Source organism: Neorhizobium sp. P1_A6 (genome assembly GCF_056406795.1).
The window spans coordinates 125655-145819 of the sequence record NZ_JBFTZM010000010.1 but is presented as its reverse complement, the minus strand read 5'-3'; the positions used below and the strand labels follow the sequence as shown (position 1 = coordinate 145819).

The 20165-nt window shown below is 62.3% G+C and carries 22 protein-coding genes; 18 read left to right on the top strand and 4 right to left on the bottom strand.

Features of this window, described 5'->3' with window-relative positions:
• The first annotated feature begins 72 nt into the window (after nt 1-72).
• The 11 genes from phnK (at nt 73) to AC1D3C_RS20345 (ending at nt 9483) form a co-directional block, all read left to right on the top strand.
• Nucleotides 73-849 carry a phosphonate C-P lyase system protein PhnK gene (gene phnK / locus AC1D3C_RS20395; RefSeq protein ID WP_037079905.1) on the top strand — a complete coding sequence of 259 codons (777 nt, stop codon included), beginning with the start codon at nt 73-75 and terminating at the stop codon, nt 847-849.
• A gap of 12 nt (nt 850-861) precedes the next feature.
• Nucleotides 862-1572: a phosphonate C-P lyase system protein PhnL gene (gene phnL, locus AC1D3C_RS20390; protein ID WP_477484122.1), complete on the top strand. Its 711-nt coding sequence runs from the start codon at nt 862-864 to the stop codon at nt 1570-1572.
• Complete coding sequence (locus AC1D3C_RS20385; protein ID WP_477484121.1) at nt 1569-2186, top strand: DapH/DapD/GlmU-related protein; 618 nt, start codon at nt 1569-1571, stop codon at nt 2184-2186. Before phnL ends, AC1D3C_RS20385 begins: the two co-directional genes overlap by 4 nt.
• Nucleotides 2187-2300: 114 nt before the next feature.
• Nucleotides 2301-3158, top strand: coding sequence for a phosphonate ABC transporter ATP-binding protein (phnC, locus tag AC1D3C_RS20380; protein WP_038592215.1), 858 nt, complete (start codon nt 2301-2303; stop codon nt 3156-3158).
• A gap of 81 nt (nt 3159-3239) precedes the next feature.
• Nucleotides 3240-4151 (top strand): phosphonate ABC transporter substrate-binding protein, encoded by a 912-nt coding sequence (gene phnD, locus AC1D3C_RS20375; RefSeq protein WP_038548034.1) that lies wholly within the window; start codon nt 3240-3242, stop codon nt 4149-4151.
• A 72-nt stretch (nt 4152-4223) separates the two neighbouring features.
• Complete coding sequence (gene phnE, locus AC1D3C_RS20370; RefSeq protein WP_038548031.1) at nt 4224-5204, top strand: phosphonate ABC transporter, permease protein PhnE; 981 nt, start codon at nt 4224-4226, stop codon at nt 5202-5204.
• The gene (gene phnE / locus AC1D3C_RS20365; RefSeq protein WP_477484120.1) at nt 5204-6547 is read left to right on the top strand and encodes a phosphonate ABC transporter, permease protein PhnE; all 1344 of its coding nucleotides are present in this window, start codon (nt 5204-5206) and stop codon (nt 6545-6547) included. Before phnE (AC1D3C_RS20370) ends, phnE (AC1D3C_RS20365) begins: the two co-directional genes overlap by 1 nt.
• Nucleotides 6548-6659: 112 nt before the next feature.
• Nucleotides 6660-7373, top strand: a complete 714-nt coding sequence (locus AC1D3C_RS20360; RefSeq protein WP_477484119.1) for a DUF1045 domain-containing protein — start codon at nt 6660-6662, stop codon at nt 7371-7373.
• Entirely contained in the window at nt 7370-8509 is a 1140-nt protein-coding gene (locus tag AC1D3C_RS20355) for an alpha-D-ribose 1-methylphosphonate 5-triphosphate diphosphatase (RefSeq protein WP_477484118.1), read from the top strand. The genes AC1D3C_RS20360 and AC1D3C_RS20355 overlap by 4 nt, the downstream gene beginning before the upstream one ends.
• Nucleotides 8509-9108: a phosphonate metabolism protein/1,5-bisphosphokinase (PRPP-forming) PhnN gene (gene phnN / locus AC1D3C_RS20350; RefSeq protein ID WP_477484117.1), complete on the top strand. Its 600-nt coding sequence runs from the start codon at nt 8509-8511 to the stop codon at nt 9106-9108. Before AC1D3C_RS20355 ends, phnN begins: the two co-directional genes overlap by 1 nt.
• Before the next feature lie 78 nt (nt 9109-9186).
• Entirely contained in the window at nt 9187-9483 is a 297-nt protein-coding gene (locus tag AC1D3C_RS20345) for a hypothetical protein (RefSeq protein WP_038548018.1), read from the top strand.
• Between the two features lie 9 nt (nt 9484-9492).
• Here the strand turns inward: AC1D3C_RS20345 and polA are convergent, their stop codons facing one another.
• Nucleotides 9493-12507 carry a DNA polymerase I gene (gene polA / locus AC1D3C_RS20340; protein ID WP_477484116.1) on the bottom strand — a complete coding sequence of 1005 codons (3015 nt, stop codon included), beginning with the start codon at nt 12505-12507 and terminating at the stop codon, nt 9493-9495.
• Between the two features lie 389 nt (nt 12508-12896).
• On the opposite strand from polA, the gene AC1D3C_RS20335 reads away from it, so the two are divergent.
• Nucleotides 12897-13328: a MarR family winged helix-turn-helix transcriptional regulator gene (locus AC1D3C_RS20335; protein ID WP_038548012.1), complete on the top strand. Its 432-nt coding sequence runs from the start codon at nt 12897-12899 to the stop codon at nt 13326-13328.
• A gap of 31 nt (nt 13329-13359) precedes the next feature.
• On the opposite strand, the gene AC1D3C_RS20330 is transcribed toward AC1D3C_RS20335, so the two are convergent.
• Nucleotides 13360-13881 (bottom strand): DUF6428 family protein, encoded by a 522-nt coding sequence (locus AC1D3C_RS20330; RefSeq protein ID WP_477484115.1) that lies wholly within the window; start codon nt 13879-13881, stop codon nt 13360-13362.
• A 42-nt stretch (nt 13882-13923) separates the two neighbouring features.
• On the opposite strand from AC1D3C_RS20330, the gene AC1D3C_RS20325 reads away from it, so the two are divergent.
• The 5 genes from AC1D3C_RS20325 to AC1D3C_RS20305 all read left to right on the top strand — a co-directional run bounded on the left by AC1D3C_RS20325 (nt 13924) and on the right by AC1D3C_RS20305 (nt 18129).
• Complete coding sequence (locus AC1D3C_RS20325; RefSeq protein ID WP_038548005.1) at nt 13924-14280, top strand: ArsR/SmtB family transcription factor; 357 nt, start codon at nt 13924-13926, stop codon at nt 14278-14280.
• 5 nt (nt 14281-14285) lie between these two features.
• Entirely contained in the window at nt 14286-14984 is a 699-nt protein-coding gene (locus AC1D3C_RS20320; protein ID WP_477484114.1) for an aquaporin, read from the top strand.
• 2 nt (nt 14985-14986) lie between these two features.
• On the top strand, nt 14987-15409 hold the full coding sequence (gene arsC, locus AC1D3C_RS20315) for an arsenate reductase (glutaredoxin) (RefSeq protein WP_477484192.1): 423 nt from the start codon (nt 14987-14989) through the stop codon (nt 15407-15409).
• A 4-nt stretch (nt 15410-15413) separates the two neighbouring features.
• Nucleotides 15414-16598, top strand: a complete 1185-nt coding sequence (arsK, locus tag AC1D3C_RS20310) for an arsenite efflux MFS transporter ArsK (protein WP_477484191.1) — start codon at nt 15414-15416, stop codon at nt 16596-16598.
• A gap of 142 nt (nt 16599-16740) precedes the next feature.
• Nucleotides 16741-18129, top strand: coding sequence for a M20/M25/M40 family metallo-hydrolase (locus AC1D3C_RS20305; protein WP_477484113.1), 1389 nt, complete (start codon nt 16741-16743; stop codon nt 18127-18129).
• Between the two features lie 478 nt (nt 18130-18607).
• On the opposite strand, the gene AC1D3C_RS20300 is transcribed toward AC1D3C_RS20305, so the two are convergent.
• Nucleotides 18608-18817, bottom strand: a complete 210-nt coding sequence (locus tag AC1D3C_RS20300; protein ID WP_007754264.1) for a cold-shock protein — start codon at nt 18815-18817, stop codon at nt 18608-18610.
• 472 nt (nt 18818-19289) lie between these two features.
• Here AC1D3C_RS20300 and AC1D3C_RS20295 point away from each other — a divergent pair, with 472 nt between their 5' ends.
• Nucleotides 19290-19775, top strand: a complete 486-nt coding sequence (locus tag AC1D3C_RS20295) for a YbaK/EbsC family protein (RefSeq protein WP_477484112.1) — start codon at nt 19290-19292, stop codon at nt 19773-19775.
• Here the strand turns inward: AC1D3C_RS20295 and AC1D3C_RS20290 are convergent.
• Complete coding sequence (locus tag AC1D3C_RS20290; RefSeq protein WP_038547989.1) at nt 19772-20143, bottom strand: hypothetical protein; 372 nt, start codon at nt 20141-20143, stop codon at nt 19772-19774. The genes AC1D3C_RS20295 and AC1D3C_RS20290 overlap by 4 nt on opposite strands.
• Nucleotides 20144-20165 lie beyond the last annotated feature (22 nt).

The following is a 20165-nucleotide window of genomic DNA, read 5'->3' as shown; positions in this document are numbered from 1 at the left end:
CCTTGAGGGGGAGATGTCCGGCAGGACAGAGGGGGGTGAACCCCACGCGCCGACATTCAAGGACAAAACGCCATGACCGACACCCCTCTTCTCAAAGTCAGCGGCGTCTCGAAATTCTATGGCAGCCGGATCGGCTGCAAGGATGTTTCCTTCGATCTGTGGCCGGGCGAAGTGCTTGCCATCGTCGGTGAATCCGGCTCCGGCAAGACGACGCTGCTCAACTGCCTGTCGACCCGGCTGATGCCGACGGCCGGCAGTGTCGAATACCGGATGCGCGACGGCAATTTCCGCGACCTCTACCATATGAGCGAGGCCGAGCGACGCTTCCTGATGCGCACCGACTGGGGCTTCGTGCACCAGAACCCGGCCGACGGCCTGCGGATGACGGTTTCGGCCGGCGCCAATGTCGGCGAACGGCTGATGGCCGTCGGCGACCGGCATTACGGCAAGATCCGCGAGACGGCGAGCGACTGGCTGACCCGCGTCGAAATCGGCACCGACCGCATCGACGACCAGCCGCGCGCCTTTTCCGGCGGGATGCGCCAGCGCCTGCAGATCGCCCGCAACCTCGTCACCGGCCCGCGGCTGGTCTTCATGGACGAGCCGACCGGCGGCCTCGACGTCTCGGTCCAGGCTCGCCTGCTCGATCTCGTGCGCGGCCTCGTCAACGATCTCGGCCTGTCGGCGATCGTCGTCACCCACGATCTTGCGGTCGCCCGCCTCCTGTCCCACCGGATGATGGTGATGAAGGACGGCCATGTGATTGAACACGGGCTGACCGACCGGGTGCTCGACGATCCGCGCGAGCCTTATACCCAGCTTCTCGTCTCTTCCATTCTTCAGGTCTGAGGAAAAACGATCATGGCAACTCCCCTCGTCGTTTCCGAGGTCTTCAAGAGCTTCACCATGCATCTGCGCGACGGCATCAAGCTGCCGGTCGTCAACGATGTGAATTTTTCGGTTGCGAGCGGCGAATGTGTCGTGCTTGGCGGCCCGTCGGGCATCGGCAAGAGCTCGATCCTGAAGATGCTCTATGGCAACTACGCCGTCGATGCCGGGCAGATCCTCGTCGATCACAAGGAGCGGCTCGTCGATATCGCCCGCGCCGATCCGCGCACCGTGCTCGACGTGCGCCGCCATACGCTCGGGTATGTCAGCCAATTCCTGCGCACCGTGCCGCGGGTCTCCGCGCTCGACGTGGTCGCCGAACCGCTGGTCGCCCGCGGTATTGCAGCCCCGGAAGCGCGCGGCAAGGCGGCTGAGCTGCTGGCCAAGCTCAACCTGCCGCAGGAGCTCTGGACCCTGCCGCCCGCCACGTTTTCAGGCGGCGAACAGCAGCGGGTCAACATTGCCCGCGGTTTCATCACCAGCCACCGCATCCTGCTCCTCGACGAGCCGACCGCTTCGCTCGACGCTGTCAACCGGCGCGTCGTCATGGACATGATCGCGGACAAGAAACGCGAGGGCGTCGCCCTTCTCGGCATCTTCCACGACGAGGAAGTGCGCGAGGCGGTGGCAGACCGCGTTCTCGACGTCTCCCAATTTTCTCCGCGAAAGGCAGTCGCCGCATGAGCGTCAAGGTGGGGCTCGAGCCCGCAATCCACGAAACGGCAAATGTCAGCAATTCCACGCTCGGCCCGTATACGGAAGTTTCCGAGCGCTGCCGCATCAGCGAGGCCGAGATCGGCGCCTATTCCTATATCATGCAGGACGGCTCGATCTGGTGTGCGACGATCGGCAAGTTCGTCAACATGGCGGCCTCGGTGCGCATCAACGCCACCAACCACCCGACCTGGCGGGCGACGCTGCACCACTTCACCTATCGCGCCGCCAGCTACTGGGACGACGCGGAAGACGAAAAGAGCTTCTTCGAATGGCGGCGCGACCATCGCGTCACCATCGGCCATGACGTGTGGATCGGCCACGGCGCCACCGTGCTACCGGGCGTCACTGTCGGCAACGGCGCTGTGATCGGAGCCGGGGCGGTCGTCTCGAAGGACGTCGCGCCCTATACGATCGTCGGCGGCGTGCCGGCGAAACTCATCCGCGAGCGTTTCACAAAAGCGGTCGGCGAGGCGATGGACCGGCTTGCCTGGTGGGACTGGGATCACCTGAAACTGAGAGCTGCGCTCGATGATTTCCGGGCACTTTCGGCAGAGGAATTCGTGTCCCGTCATGCCACGTAACGGAAGCGTGACGGGCACTTTCGGAATATAATAAAACCGACATAAAACCGACATTCAGACTTCATCAACCATCGCTATCGAGCTCTCAGAAAAAGGCTGAATTGGCGAGAGAGCATGAAGTTCGAGTTGAGGGACATCACCCGCCGTTTCGGCGATCGTATCGCGGTGAATGCCGTGAACGTCGAGATTCCCCAAGGCCAAATGGTCGGCATCATCGGCCGCTCCGGCGCCGGCAAATCGACCCTGCTGCGGATGATCAACCGTCTGCAGGAGCCGAGTTCCGGCTCCATCTACTTCAACGGCGCCGAGGTCTCCTCCCTCAAGGGCCGGGCACTGCGCAACTGGCAGCGCGACTGCGCGATGATCTTCCAGCAGTTCAACCTGGTGCCGCGCCTCGACGTGATGACCAATGTGCTGCTCGGCCGTCTCAATCACCGTTCGACGACCATGAGCCTCTTGAAAATCTTCAGCCGTGACGAGCGCGTCATGGCGATGGCGGCGCTCGAGCGGCTCGGCATCGAACAGACGGCGTTGCAGGCCGCCGGAACATTGTCCGGCGGACAGCAACAGCGGGTGGCGATTGCCCGTGCGCTGGTGCAGGCGCCAAAAATGATGCTCGCCGACGAGCCGATCGCCTCGCTCGATCCGCTCAATGCCAAGATCGTCATGGACGCGTTGCGCGACATCAACGAGCGCGAAGGCATCACTGTCATCACCAATCTGCACACGCTCGACACAGCCCGCAGCTATTGCGAACGGATCATCGGCATGGCGGGCGGCCGCGTCGTCTTCGACGGACCGCCGCAGGAGCTCAATGCCAATGCGGTGCGCGAGATCTACGGCTCCGACAGGGATGGCGCCGGGATCGACGAGACGATGACGTCGACCAGCCTCGCCTCCACCCGTCGCGGCGAGGCTCCGGTCGCGATCGACACATCCGGCATGATGGCCGAAGCCGCCGCCATGCGCTGACCTGTTTCCGGCTGCCGACCCGCGGCCGGAAGACTGACGCCCTTTCCGGGTTGACCACCCCAATCACCAAAGGAGACTTCCATGTCTGCATTCCGCAAGATCCTGATGGCGACGATCGCCATCGCTGCCGTCGCCGGCCAGGCCCACGCCCAGAGCGCACCCGTTCTGCGCATCGGCCTCGATGGCGGCGAAAACGAAGCCGACCAGGTTCGCCGCACCGAATGCGTCAAGCCGGGCCTGATCGCCGCGACCGGCGCTTCGGACGTCAAGCTTTTCCCGTCGCCGAACTATAACGGCGTCATCCAGGGTCTGCTCGGCGGCACGATCGACCTCGCCGTCATGGGTGCATCCTCCTACGCTTCGATCTACATCAAGGACCCGAACGCCGTTACCCCGGTCCTGACAACCAAACAGGCCGACGGTTCGACCGGCTACTACTCGATCATGGTTGCCCGCAAAGATTCGGGCATCAAGACGCTCGCCGATGCCAAGGGCAAGAAGATCGGCTTTGCCGATCCGGACTCGACCTCCGGTTACCTCGTACCTAACGTCTCCCTGCCGAAGGACATCGGCATGCCGGTCAAGCAGTACTTCTCCGAAACCGGTTTCGGCGGCGGCCACGAGAACCTCGTTCTCGGCATTCTCGACAAGAAGTTTGACGTCGGCACCACCTTCGGTTCGGCTGTCGGCGACTGGGCGCAGGGCTACTCGTCCGGCAACCTGCACATCATGGTCACCAAGGGCCTGCTCGACATGGACGACATCGTCCAGGTCTGGAAGTCGCCGCTCATCCCGAACGGCCCGCTGATGGTTTCCAACAAGCTTTCGGACGACATGAAGAAGAAGGTGACCGCCTACTTCGCCGAGCTGCCGAAGAAGGACAAGGCCTGCTTCGAGAGCTTCACGGGCGGCGGTTACGTCGATTGGTCGCCGGTCGACCAGAAGTTCTACCAGACCATCATCGACGCTCGTAAGGCCGTCATCGGCGGCTGATCCAACGTCTGATCAATATCTTGGCGGCGGCATCATGACGATGCCGCCGCTCGTTCAACAAGGATGCCCAGAATGGCGCACGTGGCCGAACCCGCTCAACTCAGCGGGCTGCAGGAAAGCTCCCGCACCATCCTCGACCATTACCAGCAACAGGTGCGGACCCGGCGGATCTATACCGTCGTCTCCATTGTGGTTTTCCTGATCGTGCTCGCTGCGTCGCTCGATTTCGCCAACGAAGCCAATTCCGGCAAGTTCTTCGAACGCCTTCCGTATTTCTTCGACTTCATCAAGAGCTTCGTGCCCAACAGCCCGCTGGAGATCTTCCGCGCCATGTTCGACCTGCCGTCGCCCTATGCGGACGGCTCGATCAAGTTCGACTATACGAGCGATCGCGTCTGGATCACCGACAGCTTCTACATTCCGAACTTCTTCTACCAGCTCGCCATCACCCTCAATATCGCGATCGTCTCGACCATTCTCGGTTCGACCGGCGCCTTCCTGCTCTGCTTCTTCGCCTCCTCCAACCTCGTCGGCTCGCGGGCGGTGCGCTGGGGGGTGCGGCGGATCATGGAAATCATGCGCGCCTTCCCGGAGATCGTCATCGCCGGCCTTCTCGCCGCCATCCTGTCGATCGGTCCGATCGCGGCGATCATCGCGGTCTCCTTCCACACCATCGGCGCGCTCGGAAAGCTGTTCTTCGAAGTGGTCGAGAATGCCGACATGAGGCCGGACGAGGGCCTGCGGGCCTCGGGCGCCAGCTGGCTGGAGCGCGTCCGTTTCGCGATCCTGCCGCAGGTCCTGCCGAATTTCGTGTCCTACACGCTGCTGCGCACCGAGATCAATGTCCGCGCCTCGACCATTATCGGCGCCGTCGGCGGCGGCGGCATCGGTGAGGTGTTCAGCCTGTCGATCGGTCGAGACCACGCCGCCAAGACCTATGCGATCATCATCCTTCTCCTGGTCACCGTCATCTGCGTCGACCAGTTCTCGGCCTGGCTGCGCCGCCGGCTGATCGGCAGGCAATCGTTCGAATTCGGCCGGGGAGCTGCCTGATGTCCAATCTCGCCGTCAATGCCGCCGATCGCGAACGCCTGCTCACCGCCTATCCGGAAGTCTTTCACCGCAGCTTCATGCAGCGCTGGGGCCTGGCGATCGCCGCCGTTGCGGTCTTCGTCTACCTCGCCTTCTGCTTTTCCTTCTTCAACGTCATCCCGACCTTCGTGAACGGCAACTGGGACCGCGCGGCGATCTACATCCAGGACTGGTATTCCTGGCGGGCCCAGCCGCGCCTACGCTTCCAGAACGGCCAGGTCGTGCCGCAATGGACGAGCCGCCGCCAATATCCCGAGGGTGCAGCGATCGACTGGCTGAAGCCGACCTCGAACGGCGGCTACACGGTCCTTTTCGGCGGCGAGAACCGCTTGGAAGTGACCCCGAGCCAGATCGACATCTATATCGACGGCAAATTTTATCCCGTTGCGATCAACGGCGACCGCGCGTCTCTGCCGGCAGGTGCGCCGGCGCGGATGGAGCAGGACGACAACAAGGTCAATGTCCGGTTCGGTTTTGCGGGCCAGGCGGAAATCCGCAGCAACCAGGTCTATATCCAGCGGCGCTTCCTCGGCTGGGCGAATTTCTTCTTCGACACCCACTCGCCATTCTGGGGCCGCAGCTTCACCGGCGTCGCCGGGCTTATGCTCTTCGGCGAACGGCTCGATCCGGCCCAATCCAATGCCTCGCTGGCTCTCGACAACTTCCTGAACAATGGCAGCTGGCAGCACGGCGATATTCTCTCCAAGCTAATGCAGACGCTGGTCATGGCCTTTGTCGGCACGCTGTTTGCCACCCTCGTCGCCTTCCCGCTCGCCTTCGTCGCGGCGCGCAATATCACCACAAGCCGGCCGATGAACTGGGGGATGAAGCGCTTCTTCGACTTTCTGCGCTCCATCGACATGCTGATCTGGGCCTTGTTCTTCACCCGCGCCTTCGGCCCGGGGCCGTTGCCGGGGATCGCCGCCATCTTCTTCACGGACACCGGCGCGCTCGGCAAGGTCTATTCGGAAGCGCTGGAGAATGTCGACGACAAGCAGCGCGAGGGCGTCAAGTCGGTGGGAGCCGCGCCGGTCATCGTGCAGCGCTACGGCGTCGTGCCGCAGGTCCTGCCGATCTTCATCTCACAATCGCTGTATTTCTGGGAGTCCAACACCCGTTCGGCGACCGTGATCGGCGCTGTCGGAGCCGGCGGTATCGGTCTCAAGCTGCTCGAATCCATGAAGACCAATGCCGACTGGGACAAGGTCGCCTACATGGTCCTGCTGATCCTTCTGGTGGTCTTCGTCTTCGATAACCTCTCGAATGCACTGCGTTCGCGGGTCATGGGCAAAAAGGGTCACTGACCGGCCGGATTATCATCATTCTGTCACGGAAATCTTTTAGCCGAAGGTCCTGTTTCGCCGGCCGGTAGACAGCTAAGGTCAGCCGGCCTTCTCCTGATTCCGGAATCCCGTTTTGCGCTACGCTCTCTATTTTTCGCCCGCCGAAAACCATCCGCTGACGAAGGCGGCAGCGCGTTGGCTCGGCCGTGACGCCTTTACCGGCGAGACGTTTCCGACGCCCGATGTCGACGGCCTGCCCCGCGACACCGTCCATGAACTGACCGCCGATCCGCGCCGCTATGCCTTTCACGCGACGCTCAAGGCGCCGTTCGAACTGCACCCCGACCGGACGGAAGCCGAGCTCATCAAGGCCGCCGAACGCTTTGCCGCAGAGACGCCGGTCTTCGATATCCCGAACGTCATCGTCGGCCAGCTGGGGCGGTTCTTCGCGCTGGTGCCCGACACGATCTACCCGGAGCTCCAGCATTTTGCCGGACGCGTCGTCGAAGAGTTCGAACATTTTCGCGCGCCGCTGTCGGAGGACGATATCGCACGGCGGAAACCTGATATGTTAAGCTCTGCCCAGCGCGCCAATCTTGATCGCTGGGGTTATCCTTATGTCATGGACGAGTTCCGCTTCCACATGACGCTGACGGGCCAAGTCCCGGCCGAGGAGGCACCTGCCATGCGCCGCGAGCTCGATCGGCGCTTCGCCGATTTCGCCAACGCACCGCTGACCGTCGATGGGCTTGCCATCTTCGCCGAGCCCGAGCGCGGCGCCCCCTTCATCGCCCATCGCTGGCTTCCGCTGGCGTCCGCCTTCGAAAACAGAAAGACCGCATCATGACCGCCGAACTCGTGCTCACCAATGCCCGCATCGTGCTCGAGGACAGCGTGATCTCCGGTTCAGTCCAGATCCGGAACGGCAAGATCACCGATATCTCGGAAGGCAATGTCCATACTGGCGAGGATTTCGAGGGCGATTATCTGATCCCGGGCCTGGTCGAACTTCATACCGACCATCTGGAACAGCATTATTCGCCGCGTCCGGGCGTGCGCTGGAACACCACGGCGGCGATCCAGGCCCATGACGCACAGATCGCTACCTCCGGCATCACCACCGTCTTCGACTGCCTGCGCATGGGCGCCGACGAGGACGGCGGCTTTGCCCATGGCGAAATGCGGGACATGGCGGACGCGATTGCCGCCGCCGCCGCCTATGGTCGCCTGCGTTCCGAACACTTCCTGCATCTGCGCTGCGAAGTCTCCGCCGACAATTGCATGGAGCATTTCGTCGACTTCGAGAACGATCCGCATGTCCGGCTCGTCTCGCTGATGGATCACGCGCCGGGCCAGCGGCAGTTCCAGACGATGGATCAGTACACCCTGTATTACCAGAAGAAGCGCGGCCTCAGCGACGAGGCATTCGCCGCCTTCGTGGCCAAACGCCAGGAAGAATCGGCACGCAACGCGACACCGCACCGCGCTGCGATCTCGAAGGTCTGCGCCGAGCGTGGCATCACTGTCGCAAGCCATGACGACGCGACGCTTTCCCATGTGGGCGAAGCGATCGACAACGGCGTTCGGCTGGCGGAATTCCCGACCAGTTTCGATGYGGCAAAGGCTTCGCACGAAGCGGGCATGAGCGTGTTGATGGGGGCGCCGAACATCGTTCGCGGCAAGTCGCATTCCGGCAATATCGCCGCCCGTGATCTTGCCGAACGCGGCGTGCTCGACGTGCTCTCCTCCGATTACGTGCCGCTCAGCCTGCTGCATGCGCCCTTCGTGCTTGCTGCGGAGGTTGAAAGCATCTCGCTGCCGAAGGCGCTCGCCATGGTCACCTCGACCCCAGCCCGCACCGTCAGCCTCGACGATCGCGGCCGGATCGCGACGGGCCTGCGCGCCGATATCGTCCGCGTCCATCACGAAGAGGGCGTTCCCGTCTCCCGCGCCGTCTGGCGGGAAGGCCGGCGGGTCGCCTGATGGACGCCAGGCCGACAACAACGGAACCGGAGCGACGCGGCTGCATGGTCGCCGTCGTCGGCCCGAGCGGGGCCGGCAAGGACACGCTGATGGCCTATGCCGCCCGGTTCTTCGAGGGCCGCGATGACGTCGTCTTCGTGCGGCGGATTATCACCCGCAATGCCGCCGCCGGCGGCGAGGATCACGACGGCGTTTCCGAAGCGGAATTCGAAGCTCTGGAAAAGGCCGGCCGTTTTGCGGTCTCCTGGGGTGCCCACGGCCTGCGATACGGCATTCCCGCCGAGACGAAAGAGGCCATGGCAAGAGGCCAGCTGGTCGTCGCCAACGGCTCGCGTTCCGCGCTTGCCCGGTTCAAAGATACCTATCCGTCGCTCGTGGTCATCAACATCACCGCCAGCCTGAACGTGCTCGCCGCCCGGCTCGAAGCGCGCGGACGGGAAACGCGCGAGGAGATACTTCGGCGTCTCGAACGCAGTTCGCTTGCCGTGACCGGCGACTACCAGGTGGTGACGATCGACAATAGCGGATCGCTCGAAGATGCCGGCAAGGCCCTGGTCGACGCTCTCAACGGTTGCTTTGCGAGCCACCCGACTGGTTAGCGAAAAACGTTCGATCGTTCTTTAAAGTCCCTGATCCGGCTCTATGTGCCTTTCCTTATATTATGAAAGGAAAAAACCATGGGGCAGAACAAACCGCGCGACAGGCACCATTCCGATGGGGCAACAGCCATCGATCTGGAAGCGCGAGTCGTTGTTCTCGAAATCGTCTCCATGACGGCTTTGGCGCTCGCCATGGACACGTCCGAAAATGCGGATGTCGAACACGCCCGTGGGATCAGCAACCTCGTTCTCGAAGCCGTGCACCAGCGCTGTCACGAGATGAACATGCCGGAGGATGCGCGGCTCACCGCCTGCACCTATGCCGACGAGCTGCTTTCGACCGCGCTTATGTCCCTCTACCCGCAGGAACACTGAGCCTCAAGCTCAATGCGCCTCGTCCCAATTGCTGGCGGCGCGAGCATCGACCTTCAGCGGCACCCGCATCGAGATCGCGGGCATGGCCGCGTGCTCCATGGTCGAGATGATCACCGGCAAGGTCTGGTCGATCTCTTCGTCCTCGACTTCGAAGATCAGTTCGTCGTGCACCTGCAGCAGCATGCGGGCCTTTCCGTTCAGTCCGGCCGTTTGGAGCGCCGATTCCATCTTCGCCATCGCCCTGCGGATGATATCTGCGGCCGAACCCTGGATCGGCGCATTGATCGACGCACGTTCGTTGAAGGCGCGCACCGAAGGGTTGGAGGACTTGATCTCGGGATAATGCGCCCGGCGGCCGAAGATCGTCTCGACGTAACCGTTCTCGCGGGCGAAGGTCTTGGTGCTTTCCATGTAATCGCGGATGCCCGGGAAGCGCTCGAAATACTTCTTGATGTAGTCGCCCGCTTCCGAGCGTTCGATTGACAGCTGGTTGGCCAGTCCGAAGGCGGAAATGCCGTAGATGATGCCGAAGTTGATCGCCTTGGCGCGGCGGCGCACTTCGCTGGGCATGCCTTCCACCGGCACGCCGAACATTTCCGAGGCCGTCATCGCGTGAATGTCGATCCCATCGGCAAAGGCCTGACGCAGCTGCGGAATGTCCGCGACGTGCGCGAGCACGCGCAGCTCGATCTGGCTGTAGTCGGCGGAAACCAGCTTGTGGCCGGGCGTCGAGATGAAGGCTGTGCGGATCTTGCGGCCTTCCGCGGTACGCACCGGGATGTTCTGCAGGTTCGGTTCCGAAGAGGAAAGGCGGCCTGTTGTAGTGGAGGCAAGTGAGTAGCAGGTGTGGACCCGCTTCGTCTCCGGGTGGACATAACCCGGCAACGCGTCCGTGTAGGTGGATTTCAGCTTTGTCAACTGGCGCCAGTCGACGATCTTGCGCGGCAGGGGATGACCTTCGGCAGCCAAGTCTTCCAGCACGCTGGCCGAGGTCGACCATTGGCCGGTCTTGGTCTTGGCGCCGCCCGGCAGGCCCATCTTGCCGAACAGGATGTCGCCGAGCTGTTTGGGGGAGCCTATGGTGAATTTTTCTCCCGCCAATTGGTAAATCTCGTCCTCGAATGCGGCCGCCCGCTGGGCAAGCTCTCCCGAAAGCCTGGACAGGATCTGCCGGTCGATGGTGATGCCRCGCTCTTCCATGCGGGCGAGCACCGAGACCAGCGGCCGCTCAAGCCGTTCATAGATGCGGGTCAAGCCCGCAGCCGCCAGCTGCGGTTTCAGCACCATCCACAGGCGCAGCGTCACGTCCGCATCTTCCGCGGCATAGGCGGTCGCCTTGTCGATATCGACGAAATCGAAGGTGACGCCCGCCTTGCCGCTGCCGGCAACTTCCTTGAAGGTGATCGGCTTGTGGTTCAGCCAGCGCTCTGACAGGGCGTCCATGCCGTGGTTCGCCTTGCCGGCTTCCAGCACATAGGACATCAGCATCGTATCGTCATAACCCTCGACGGTGATGCCGTGGCGCCTCATCAATAGGTAATCGAATTTCAGGTTCTGCGCCACTTTGAGGACCGACGGGTCCTCCAGCAGCGGCTTCAGACGCGCCAGCGCTTCCCTGGTCGAGATCTGGTTTTCGGCAAGCCCGCCGCCGAGCAGATCGCCGACGCCGGTCTTGTGGATCAGCGGCACATAGGCCGCGCGGACTTCTAGGCCGGACGGGTTGGCGATATTATCGGCAAGCGCCAGCGAAAAACCAACCAGTTCCGCCTGCATCGGATCAAGCGACGTGGTTTCCGTATCGAAGGCGACAAGGCCGGTTTCCTGCGCCGCGCGGATCCAGTCGTCCAGCACCGTCAGGTCCCGGATGGTCACGTAGCAGCTCGGATCGAGCTTGGCCTTGGCAAAGGCTTCGATGCGGGCCTCTGCGAATGCGGTCGGCGTTGCCGCCTCCATGCCCTTGGCGACCGGCGCCTTGGCCGGATGAGGCGGCGCTTCGGCCGCTGCCTCGCCGGTGTCGACCGCTGCCGCACCGCCGGCATCGAGATCCGGGCCACGAGCGGCCTGGCCCCATTCGACGTTCACGACGGCGGGTTCGATGGCATCGGCATCGCAATTGCAAGCAGCGGCGACGCGGCGCGTCAGCGTGCCGAATTCCATGGTTTTCAGGAAGCCTACCAGTTTCGGGCCGTCCTGCGGCTCCAGCACCAGCGCGTCGAGATCCAGGTCCAAGGGCACGTCGAGCCGAAGCGAGACGAGCCGGCGCGAAAGGCGGGCGAGATCGGCATTGGCGACGATGTTTTCGCGGCGCTTCACCTGCTTGATTTCGCCGGCCCGGGCAAGCAGCGTGTCGAGATCGCCGAACTCTTCGAGAAGCTGGGCTGCCGTCTTCGGGCCGATGCCCGGAATGCCCGGCACGTTGTCAACCGAATCGCCGACCATCGCCTGCAGGTCGATCATCTTCTCCGGCGGGACGCCCCATTTCTCGATGACGTCCGGAACGCCGATCTGCTTGTCCTTCATGCTGTCATACATATGGACGTTCGGCGTCACCAGCTGCATCAGGTCCTTGTCGGACGAGACGATCGTCACATCGGCGCCGGTGGCCTCCGCCTGGCGAGCGTAGGTGGCGATGATGTCGTCCGCCTCGAAACCTTCGGTCTCGATGCAGGGCAGATTGAATGCGCGTGTCGCCTGGCGGATCAGGCCGAATTGCGGGATCAGCTCTTCCGGCGGCGCCGAACGGTTCGCCTTGTAGGCGTCGTATAGGTCCTTGCGGAAGGTTCTGGCGGAATAGTCGAAAATGACGGCGAAATGGCTGGGCGTCACGCCGACCGAGGTGTCGCGCGCGTCGGTCAGCAGCTTCCACAACATGTTGCAGAAGCCGGAGACGGCGCCGACCGGCAGGCCGTCGGATTTGCGGGTGAGCGGCGGCAACGCGTGGAAGGCGCGGAAAATGAAGCCGGAACCGTCGATAAGGAAAAGATGATCGCCTTTTTTCATGGCGCAAGGAATAGCGTGGGGCATTTGATCCGTCCACGAAAACTTCGCTGCCGCGAAGCCTCCCGCCCTCACCGGAACGTTACCGATTTGTAATATGCTTTCTCTTGAAAAGCCCGTCGCGGTTCCACATTTCCTTGTTACCGGCGATTGATCACGCCGCAGTCTGGCAGCCGGCCTGTCCCCCGCCGCACCCAGACCGGACAAAGGCCTATCCCCCTCTCCGGGCCTTTGTCCCTCCATCAGAACCGCCACGGCTGTCCCCTCCCTGCCGTGGCGGTTTTTTATTGCCCTTTTGCAGGAAAGACTTGTCATTTTGCCCATCTTCGCACAGGCTTGGCGAAAGCATGGCGTGCGATATATCTGGTAGATAACGCTCGCAAACGGGCTCGTTCAGGGAGGGATGAAGACCAGCCATGGGATTCGACCGCTCGCATTCGGCGACATACCTGGCGGGCCAACTCGCCAAAGGCTTTGCGCGCTCCTTGCAGAAGCGGGCCATGGTGCTTGGCTTTTCTCCCGGGCAGTTTCCTGTCCTGCTCGAACTCTGGCAGGAAGACGGGCTCACACAGAAGCAGCTCCTCGACAAGCTGGAAGTCGAACAGGCAACACTCGCCAATACGCTCGCCCGCATGGAGCGCGATGGGCTGATCCAGCGCACCCCTCATCCGAACGACCGGCGAGCGCAGATCATCACCCTCACCCCGCTCGGCCGCGAGCTGGAAATCCAGGCCGTCGAAGCCGCTTCCGAGGCGGATGCAGCGCTTTTTTCAGGCTTCCGCCGCTTCGAGCGCGAATTGATGATCGAATATATGCGGATGATCGTCGAGAACGCCCGCAAGGTTTGACTGATGTAGCTTCCTTCGTCAGACCTCGCCGTTAGGGGCAACAGGCACTGGTTCCGGCTGACGGTGCGCAGCAGGGAGCCGTCTTGCGGGTTTCTTCCGCCAGCCAGCGATCGCGCGGTTTGCAACTCGCCGGACGCGCAACCAATTCCACATGCAATGCCCCGCCCTCTAGGACCGGCGTCGAAGCGCAATAGAGCTGCATCGGCCGGATCCCGTCGCTGACTTCGAACGTCAATTTGGCGGTGCCCTCGATCTTCACGTGTTCGGAGAACTTACGGATGATCGCCGAAAACTTGTCCGCCGTCATATGGGTGTGGTCGCCTTCCTCGATATCCCAGAGCTGCACGAAAATTTCCGACCAGGCCTCCGGGTTGGCACCACAGTCGAGCGCCGAGAACTGTCCTGCCTTGACCTCTGTGACGTGGTAGCCCGGCTTTACCGGCCGGCCATCGTAGTGAAACACCAGCGGCTGGTCGCTGGCACCCGCCAATGTGTCGAGCAGGAAGCCCAGGCTGACGTCGTCCCGCGGAACCGGCTTGTCTATCGCGTTCATTTCGGCTACTCCATATTTCAACTGTTCAAGGATTGTTGAAATATGGATGAACGTCAAGCCCTCGCGTCATTCGGAGCACTCTCGCAGGATACCCGCCTGCAGATTGTCCGGATGCTGGTTGTTGCCGGACCCTCCGGCATGGCGGCCGGCACGATCGCCGAGCAATTGGATGTATCGCCATCGAACGTCTCCTTCCATCTCAAGGAGCTGGACCGGGCCGGGCTGATCTCGCAGCAGCGGGAATCCCGCTCGATTATCTATTCCGCCAATTACGAAGCGCTCGGCGGCCTCGTCCGCTTCCTGATGGAAGACTGCTGCGCCGGGCATCCGGAAATCTGCGCGCCAGCCGCCGAGGTGGCCGCCTGCTGTACCCCTGCACCTGCCGCGTTGGAGGGCTGACGGCCATGTTCGACCTGCCCCGCAGACTGACGGCCGAAGCCCTCGGCACCGCCCTGCTGGTCGCCACCGTGGTCGGTTCCGGCATCATGGCCGACCGGCTCTCAGTGGATATGGGGGTTTCGCTGCTCGGCAATACTCTTCCGACCGGCGCAATTCTCGTTGTCCTGATCACCCTGCTGGGGCCGATTTCCGGAGCGCATCTCAATCCGGCAGTGACAATGGTGTTTGCCCTGAGACGCGAGATCGAGGTCCGCTCGGCGTTCTTCTATCTCGCCGCGCAGTTCGCTGGCGGCGTCGCGGGAACTATCCTGGCGCATGCGATGTTCGATCTGCCGCTGCTGCAGGTGTCCGCCACGGTCCGGACAGGACCGGGCCAATGGCTCGCCGAGGTGGTCGCCACGTTCGGCCTCATCCTCACGATCCTCGCCGGAATCCGGTTCCGTTCCGAGGCTATCCCGTGGCTGGTCGGCCTCTATATCACCGCCGCCTACTGGTTCACCGCCTCGACTTCCTTTGCCAATCCGGCCGTCGCCCTGGCGCGATCGCTTACCGATACCTTTGCCGGAATCCGGCCGGATGATCTTGCCGGCTTCATCCTGGCCGAGATCGTCGGCGCCCTCGTGGCCCTGCTGCTGGCCGGCTGGCTGCTGGCGGAGACAAAACCCCTCCCCCAACCGCTCGGACACATGAAGGGCGCAGAATGACCATGAACGTCACCATCTATCACAATCCGGATTGCGGCACCTCGCGCAACACGCTGGCCATGATCCGCAATGCCGGCATCGAACCGACGGTGATCGAATATCTGAAAACACCGCCGACGCGCGACGAACTCGTCCGGATGATCGCGGATGCAGGCCTCACCGTGCGGCAGGCGATCCGCGAGAAGGGCACGCCTTATGCGGAGTTCGGCCTCGACGATCCCGCCCTTTCCGACGATCGGTTGCTGGACGCGATGCTGAAGGATCCGATCCTGATCAACCGCCCATTCGTCATCACGCCCTTGGGCACGCGCCTGGCGCGACCGTCGGAGGCCGTGCTCGATATCCTGCCGGATACTCACCAGGGTCCGTTCGCCAAGGAAGACGGCGAACAGGTGTTGGACGCCGAGGGCAAGCGCATTGTCTGAACGCATGCCCGTTGCCGCCGTCGTCGCACTCGGCGTCACGCAGATCATCGGGTATGGCACCCTCTATTACAGTTTCAGCATCCTTGCACCGGATATGGCGGCGCATTTCTCGTGGTCCAGCGAATGGATCTTCGGGGCGCTTTCTGCCGCGCTTCTGATCGGCGGGCTCAGCGCTCCATGGCTCGGCGCGCTGTTCGACCGGATCGGCGCCGGCCGCGTCATGACCATCGGTTCTGCCGCTGCCGCGGCCGCATTGGTCGCCTGCGCTCTGGCGCCCGGCAAGGCCACCTTCGTCGCGGCGCTGATCGCGATCGAGGTGGCTGCCAATCTCGTACAATATGGCGCCGCCTTCGCCCTTCTGGTGCAGCTTCGGCCGCAGGTCGCGCAACGCAGCATTACCTATCTCACCCTGATCGCCGGATTCGCCTCGACGATCTTCTGGCCGATCACCGCCGCGCTGCATGCCTATCTCTCCTGGCAGCACGTCTATCTCGTCTTTGCGGCGCTCAATCTGCTGGTCTGCCTGCCGCTGCATGCCTGGCTGTCTCATGGAGCCGCACGACGAAAGGCGGCATCTTCCGCCCTCCCCACCCGGACCGAGGGCATTTTGACGCCCGACCTGCGGTTCATCGGCTTTACGCTGATGGTCGCCGGGTTCTCGCTGCAGTCGCTGGTGAGCTCCGCCGTGCTCGTCCATATGGTGCCGCTGCTCTCCGGCCTTGGTCTCGGCACGAGTGCTGCGCTGGTCGGCACATTGTTCGGCCCTTCCCAAGTTCTTAGCCGGCTCATCAACATGACGTTCGGCCAAAACCTGCAGCCCCTTCGCCTCGCGCTGATTGCGGCGGCGCTGCTGCCGGCCGGCGTTGTCGTTCTTGTCCTCACGGCGCCATCGGTACCCGGAGCGATGCTGTTTGCGGTCATCTTCGGCATGGGTAACGGACTTTTGAGCATCGTGACGGGTACCCTTCCGCTGACGCTGTTCGGCAGTGACGGCTACGGCAAACTGCAGGGCAAGATGATGTCGGCCCGGTTGATCGTCTCGGCGATTGCGCCCTTCGTCCTGGCGCTTTCCATGCAGCGGCTGGGTTTTATCTGGTCGCTTTCGATCACGGCGGCGCTTGGCGCTCTTGCCGTCCTCGCCTTCCGCGCCATCGATGGGCTCGTCCGGAACGGAACGCGCTTCGGCTAGGACGCCCATCCCGCGTGCCATGGACKTCTTTGCCATTGTCTCTTCCACCCCGGACTTGCTAACAAGGTCGAGCATCCGAAACGATGGGCCGCTTCTCGCCTCCTGGGCTCAAGGGTCTCGCACTTCAAAGACAGGATTCCCCATGACCGATCTTTCCTCCGTCCTCGACCGCGCCGACCGCAATCTTCCCGAAAGCCTCGAGCGCCTGTTCGGCCTCGTCCGCATCAAGTCGATTTCCACCGATCCCGCCTTCAAGCCGGATTGCCGCAAGGCCGCAGAATGGCTGGTGGCCGAACTCAAGGACCTCGGTTTCGAGGCATCGGTTCGCGATACGACCGGCCATCCGATGGTTGTCGGCCATCATCCGGCCGCCAGCGCCGACGCGCCGCATGTGCTGTTCTACGGCCATTACGACGTCCAGCCGATCGATCCGATCGAGCTCTGGGAGGATGATCCCTTCGATCCCAAGCTCAAGGAACTCGGTCCCGGCCGCAAAGTGGTGACGGGCCGCGGCGTTGCCGACGACAAGGGCCAGTTGATGACCTTCGTCGAAGCCTGCCGCGCCTATAAGGATGTGCATGGCTCGCTGCCGGTGCGCGTCACCATTCTCTTCGAAGGCGAGGAAGAATCCGGCTCGCCGTCGCTCAAACCCTTCCTTGATGCCAATGCTGCCGAGTTGAAGGCTGATTATGCGCTGGTCTGTGATACCGGCATGTGGGACGCTGATACGCCGGCGATTACCGCGTCGTTGCGCGGCCTGGTGGGCGAGGAAATCATCGTCACCGCCGCCAATCGCGACCTGCATTCCGGCATGTATGGAGGTGCAGCCGCAAACCCGATCCAGATTCTGTCGAAGATCCTCGCCGGACTGCATGACGATACCGGCCGCGTGACGCTCGAAGGCTTTTATGACGGCATCGAGGAGACCCCGTCCAACATCAAGGCGGCCTGGGAAAGCCTTGTCGCCGGACGCGACGATTTCCTCGGCGAGGTGGGGCTGTCGGAACTGGCCGGCGAGAGGGGCCGATCGCTGCTCGAACTCATCTGGGCACGGCCGACCTGCGAATTCAACGGCATCAGCGGCGGTTACGAGGGCCAGGGCTTCAAGACCGTCATCGCCTCGAAGGCATCGGCCAAGGTCTCCTGCCGTCTCGTCGGCGGCCAGGACCCGGAGAAGATCCGCGAAAGTTTTCGCGCCTATGTGCGCTCGAAAATCCCTGCCGATTGCTCGGTGGAATTCCTGAAGCATGGCGGCTCGCCGGCGATCCAGCTCGGCTACGACTCGCCGGTGCTCACCAAGGCGAAGACCGCGCTTTCCGAAGAGTGGCCTAAGCCGGCACTGCTCGTCGGGGTCGGCGGCTCTATCCCGATCGTCGGCGATTTCCAGAAGACGCTCGGCATGGAATCGCTGCTGGTCGGCTTCGGCCTCAGCGACGACCGTATCCACTCGCCGAACGAGAAATACGACCTGCGCTCCTTCCACAAGGGCATCCGCTCCTGGGCACGCATCATCGCGGCGCTGGCTGGCTGAACTTGATGCTTAAAACTGAAAAGGCCCGACGCGTCTTCGCGTCGAGCCCTAAAAAACAAAAAGGCCGGGACAAGCCCGACCTTTCCACTCCCATTCACCGGTGCCAGTACATCCGTGGTCACTCTAAATGGGACAAGCATTTCCGACGCGGCCGCTTTCGACCTTTTCAGATCACCACGGCTCTAGCGGTCATCGTCTCTCGGTGAGGTAAACATTCCGTTAACGCGGATATGGAAACTGCCTCAAGACGGCACGGTCGCCCGTATTTGCCGTAACACACATGGTCGCTGAAGCTCTTTGGAGCCCGACCATGTGGGTGCGTCGGAAACGCTATTGTACCCTAAATGGGAGCTGGATTTCCGTTTACAAGGGGCTTCAATTTAGAATTATTCTAGATAATAAAACCTAGCTTCCCAAAAGCAGAAAGGCCGGACGAGCCGGCCTTTCGCAATCTTAAAGACCTGAAGTCTTCAGCAGATCATGCGCCCTGGAGGCGGTCTGCGGAAACCTTGCCCGAACGCTTGTCGCTGACGAGTTCGTAGGAGATCTTCTGACCATCCTTGAGTTGGCCGAGGCCGGCGCGCTCAACGGCAGAGATGTGAACGAATACGTCCTGCGAACCGTCGTCAGGCTGAATGAAGCCGTAGCCCTTGGTTGCGTTGAACCACTTTACAGTACCGGTAGCCATAACGATGCCTTTCCCTTGCAAATATGACCGACTATTCCACGCTCGAGCGCTTGGAACGTTGAAGTTTCGTATTTGAAGAGAGATCGTCGCAAACGCCGTGAGGCGCATAGTGCTGGCTATCAAACAAATATCGATGGCGAACCAAATAGGGTCTTCGCGCAAAAAGGTCAAGATCGGGAAAATTCAGGCTTGCCTTAAAAAGCGAAATCGCCAGCGATTTCAAGGCATATAAAACAGAAAACCCGGCGCGGGAGGAGGTGCGCCGGGTTTCTGAAACTGACCAACAACTGGGAGGAGGAGGTGTTGCTGGTCCCATCGAAGGCGCTGGGAGGAGGAGTGCGCCGTTCGATGATTTGAATATACAGGATCGGAGCTCAAAAAACAGTCACGATATCGCAGTGCAGCATTGCAATTCTCGCATAGCTTTATTGTTCTCTTGCGGCCGGCGTAATCCTGCGCCAATTTCGCAGCCATGAGCCTCGAATCCGTCCGCGCCTTCTTCGCCGCCAACGCCCCCGACATCCACGTCATCATTACCGAGGAAAGCTCGGCGACCGTACCGCTTGCAGCTGCCGCCCACGGCGTGGCACCCGAACAGATCGCCAAGACGATCTGCGTGCGCGCCGGCGAAACTACCGCGCTGGTGGTCATGTCGGGAACCAGCCGTCTGGACAATCGCAAGTTCCGGGATCGGTTCGGCGCAAAGCCGCGCATGCTCGGCGGCGACGAGGTCGTGGCGATCACCGGGCATCCGGTCGGTGGCGTATGCCCGTTCGGCCTGCTTTCGCCGATGCCGATCTACTGCGACGTATCGCTTTTAAAATTTCCGGAAGTCGTGCCTGCTGCCGGCGCCGTCAATGCCGCGGTGCGTATCAGCCCCGACCGGATGGCGGACCTGACCGCAGCGACCTGGGTCGATGTCGGTCAGGATCCGGTACCAGATGGCGGCGTCGCCTAAAGGCGGCCGCTCAGATAGCGGTCATACCAGGCATGTTTGCTGTCGGCGGAAGCGGTGGCCACCACATAGCCGATCGCAAAACCGATGGCACCGATCAGGGTGAACAGTGTCGTGGTGGCGGCAGGGTGTTCGCGGATGGTGCCGGCAACCGAGCTTGCTTCATTCTGGACGTAGTGCGCAGCATTGCCGGCACGCTCGGCGACCCTGCCATAGGCAGCGCCGGTCTTTTCGGCGAGCATCTCGCGCAGATTGGCGATCTCGGAACGAAGCGTCGCAATCTCGGTCCTGACGTCTTCGCTGGGCTCGTAGTCGAAAGAGGGCGTATCCGGCCTCGCGGGTGTATTCAGGTTTCTGGCGGACTCTGCCATTACCGGCCTCCTTGAGTTGTTC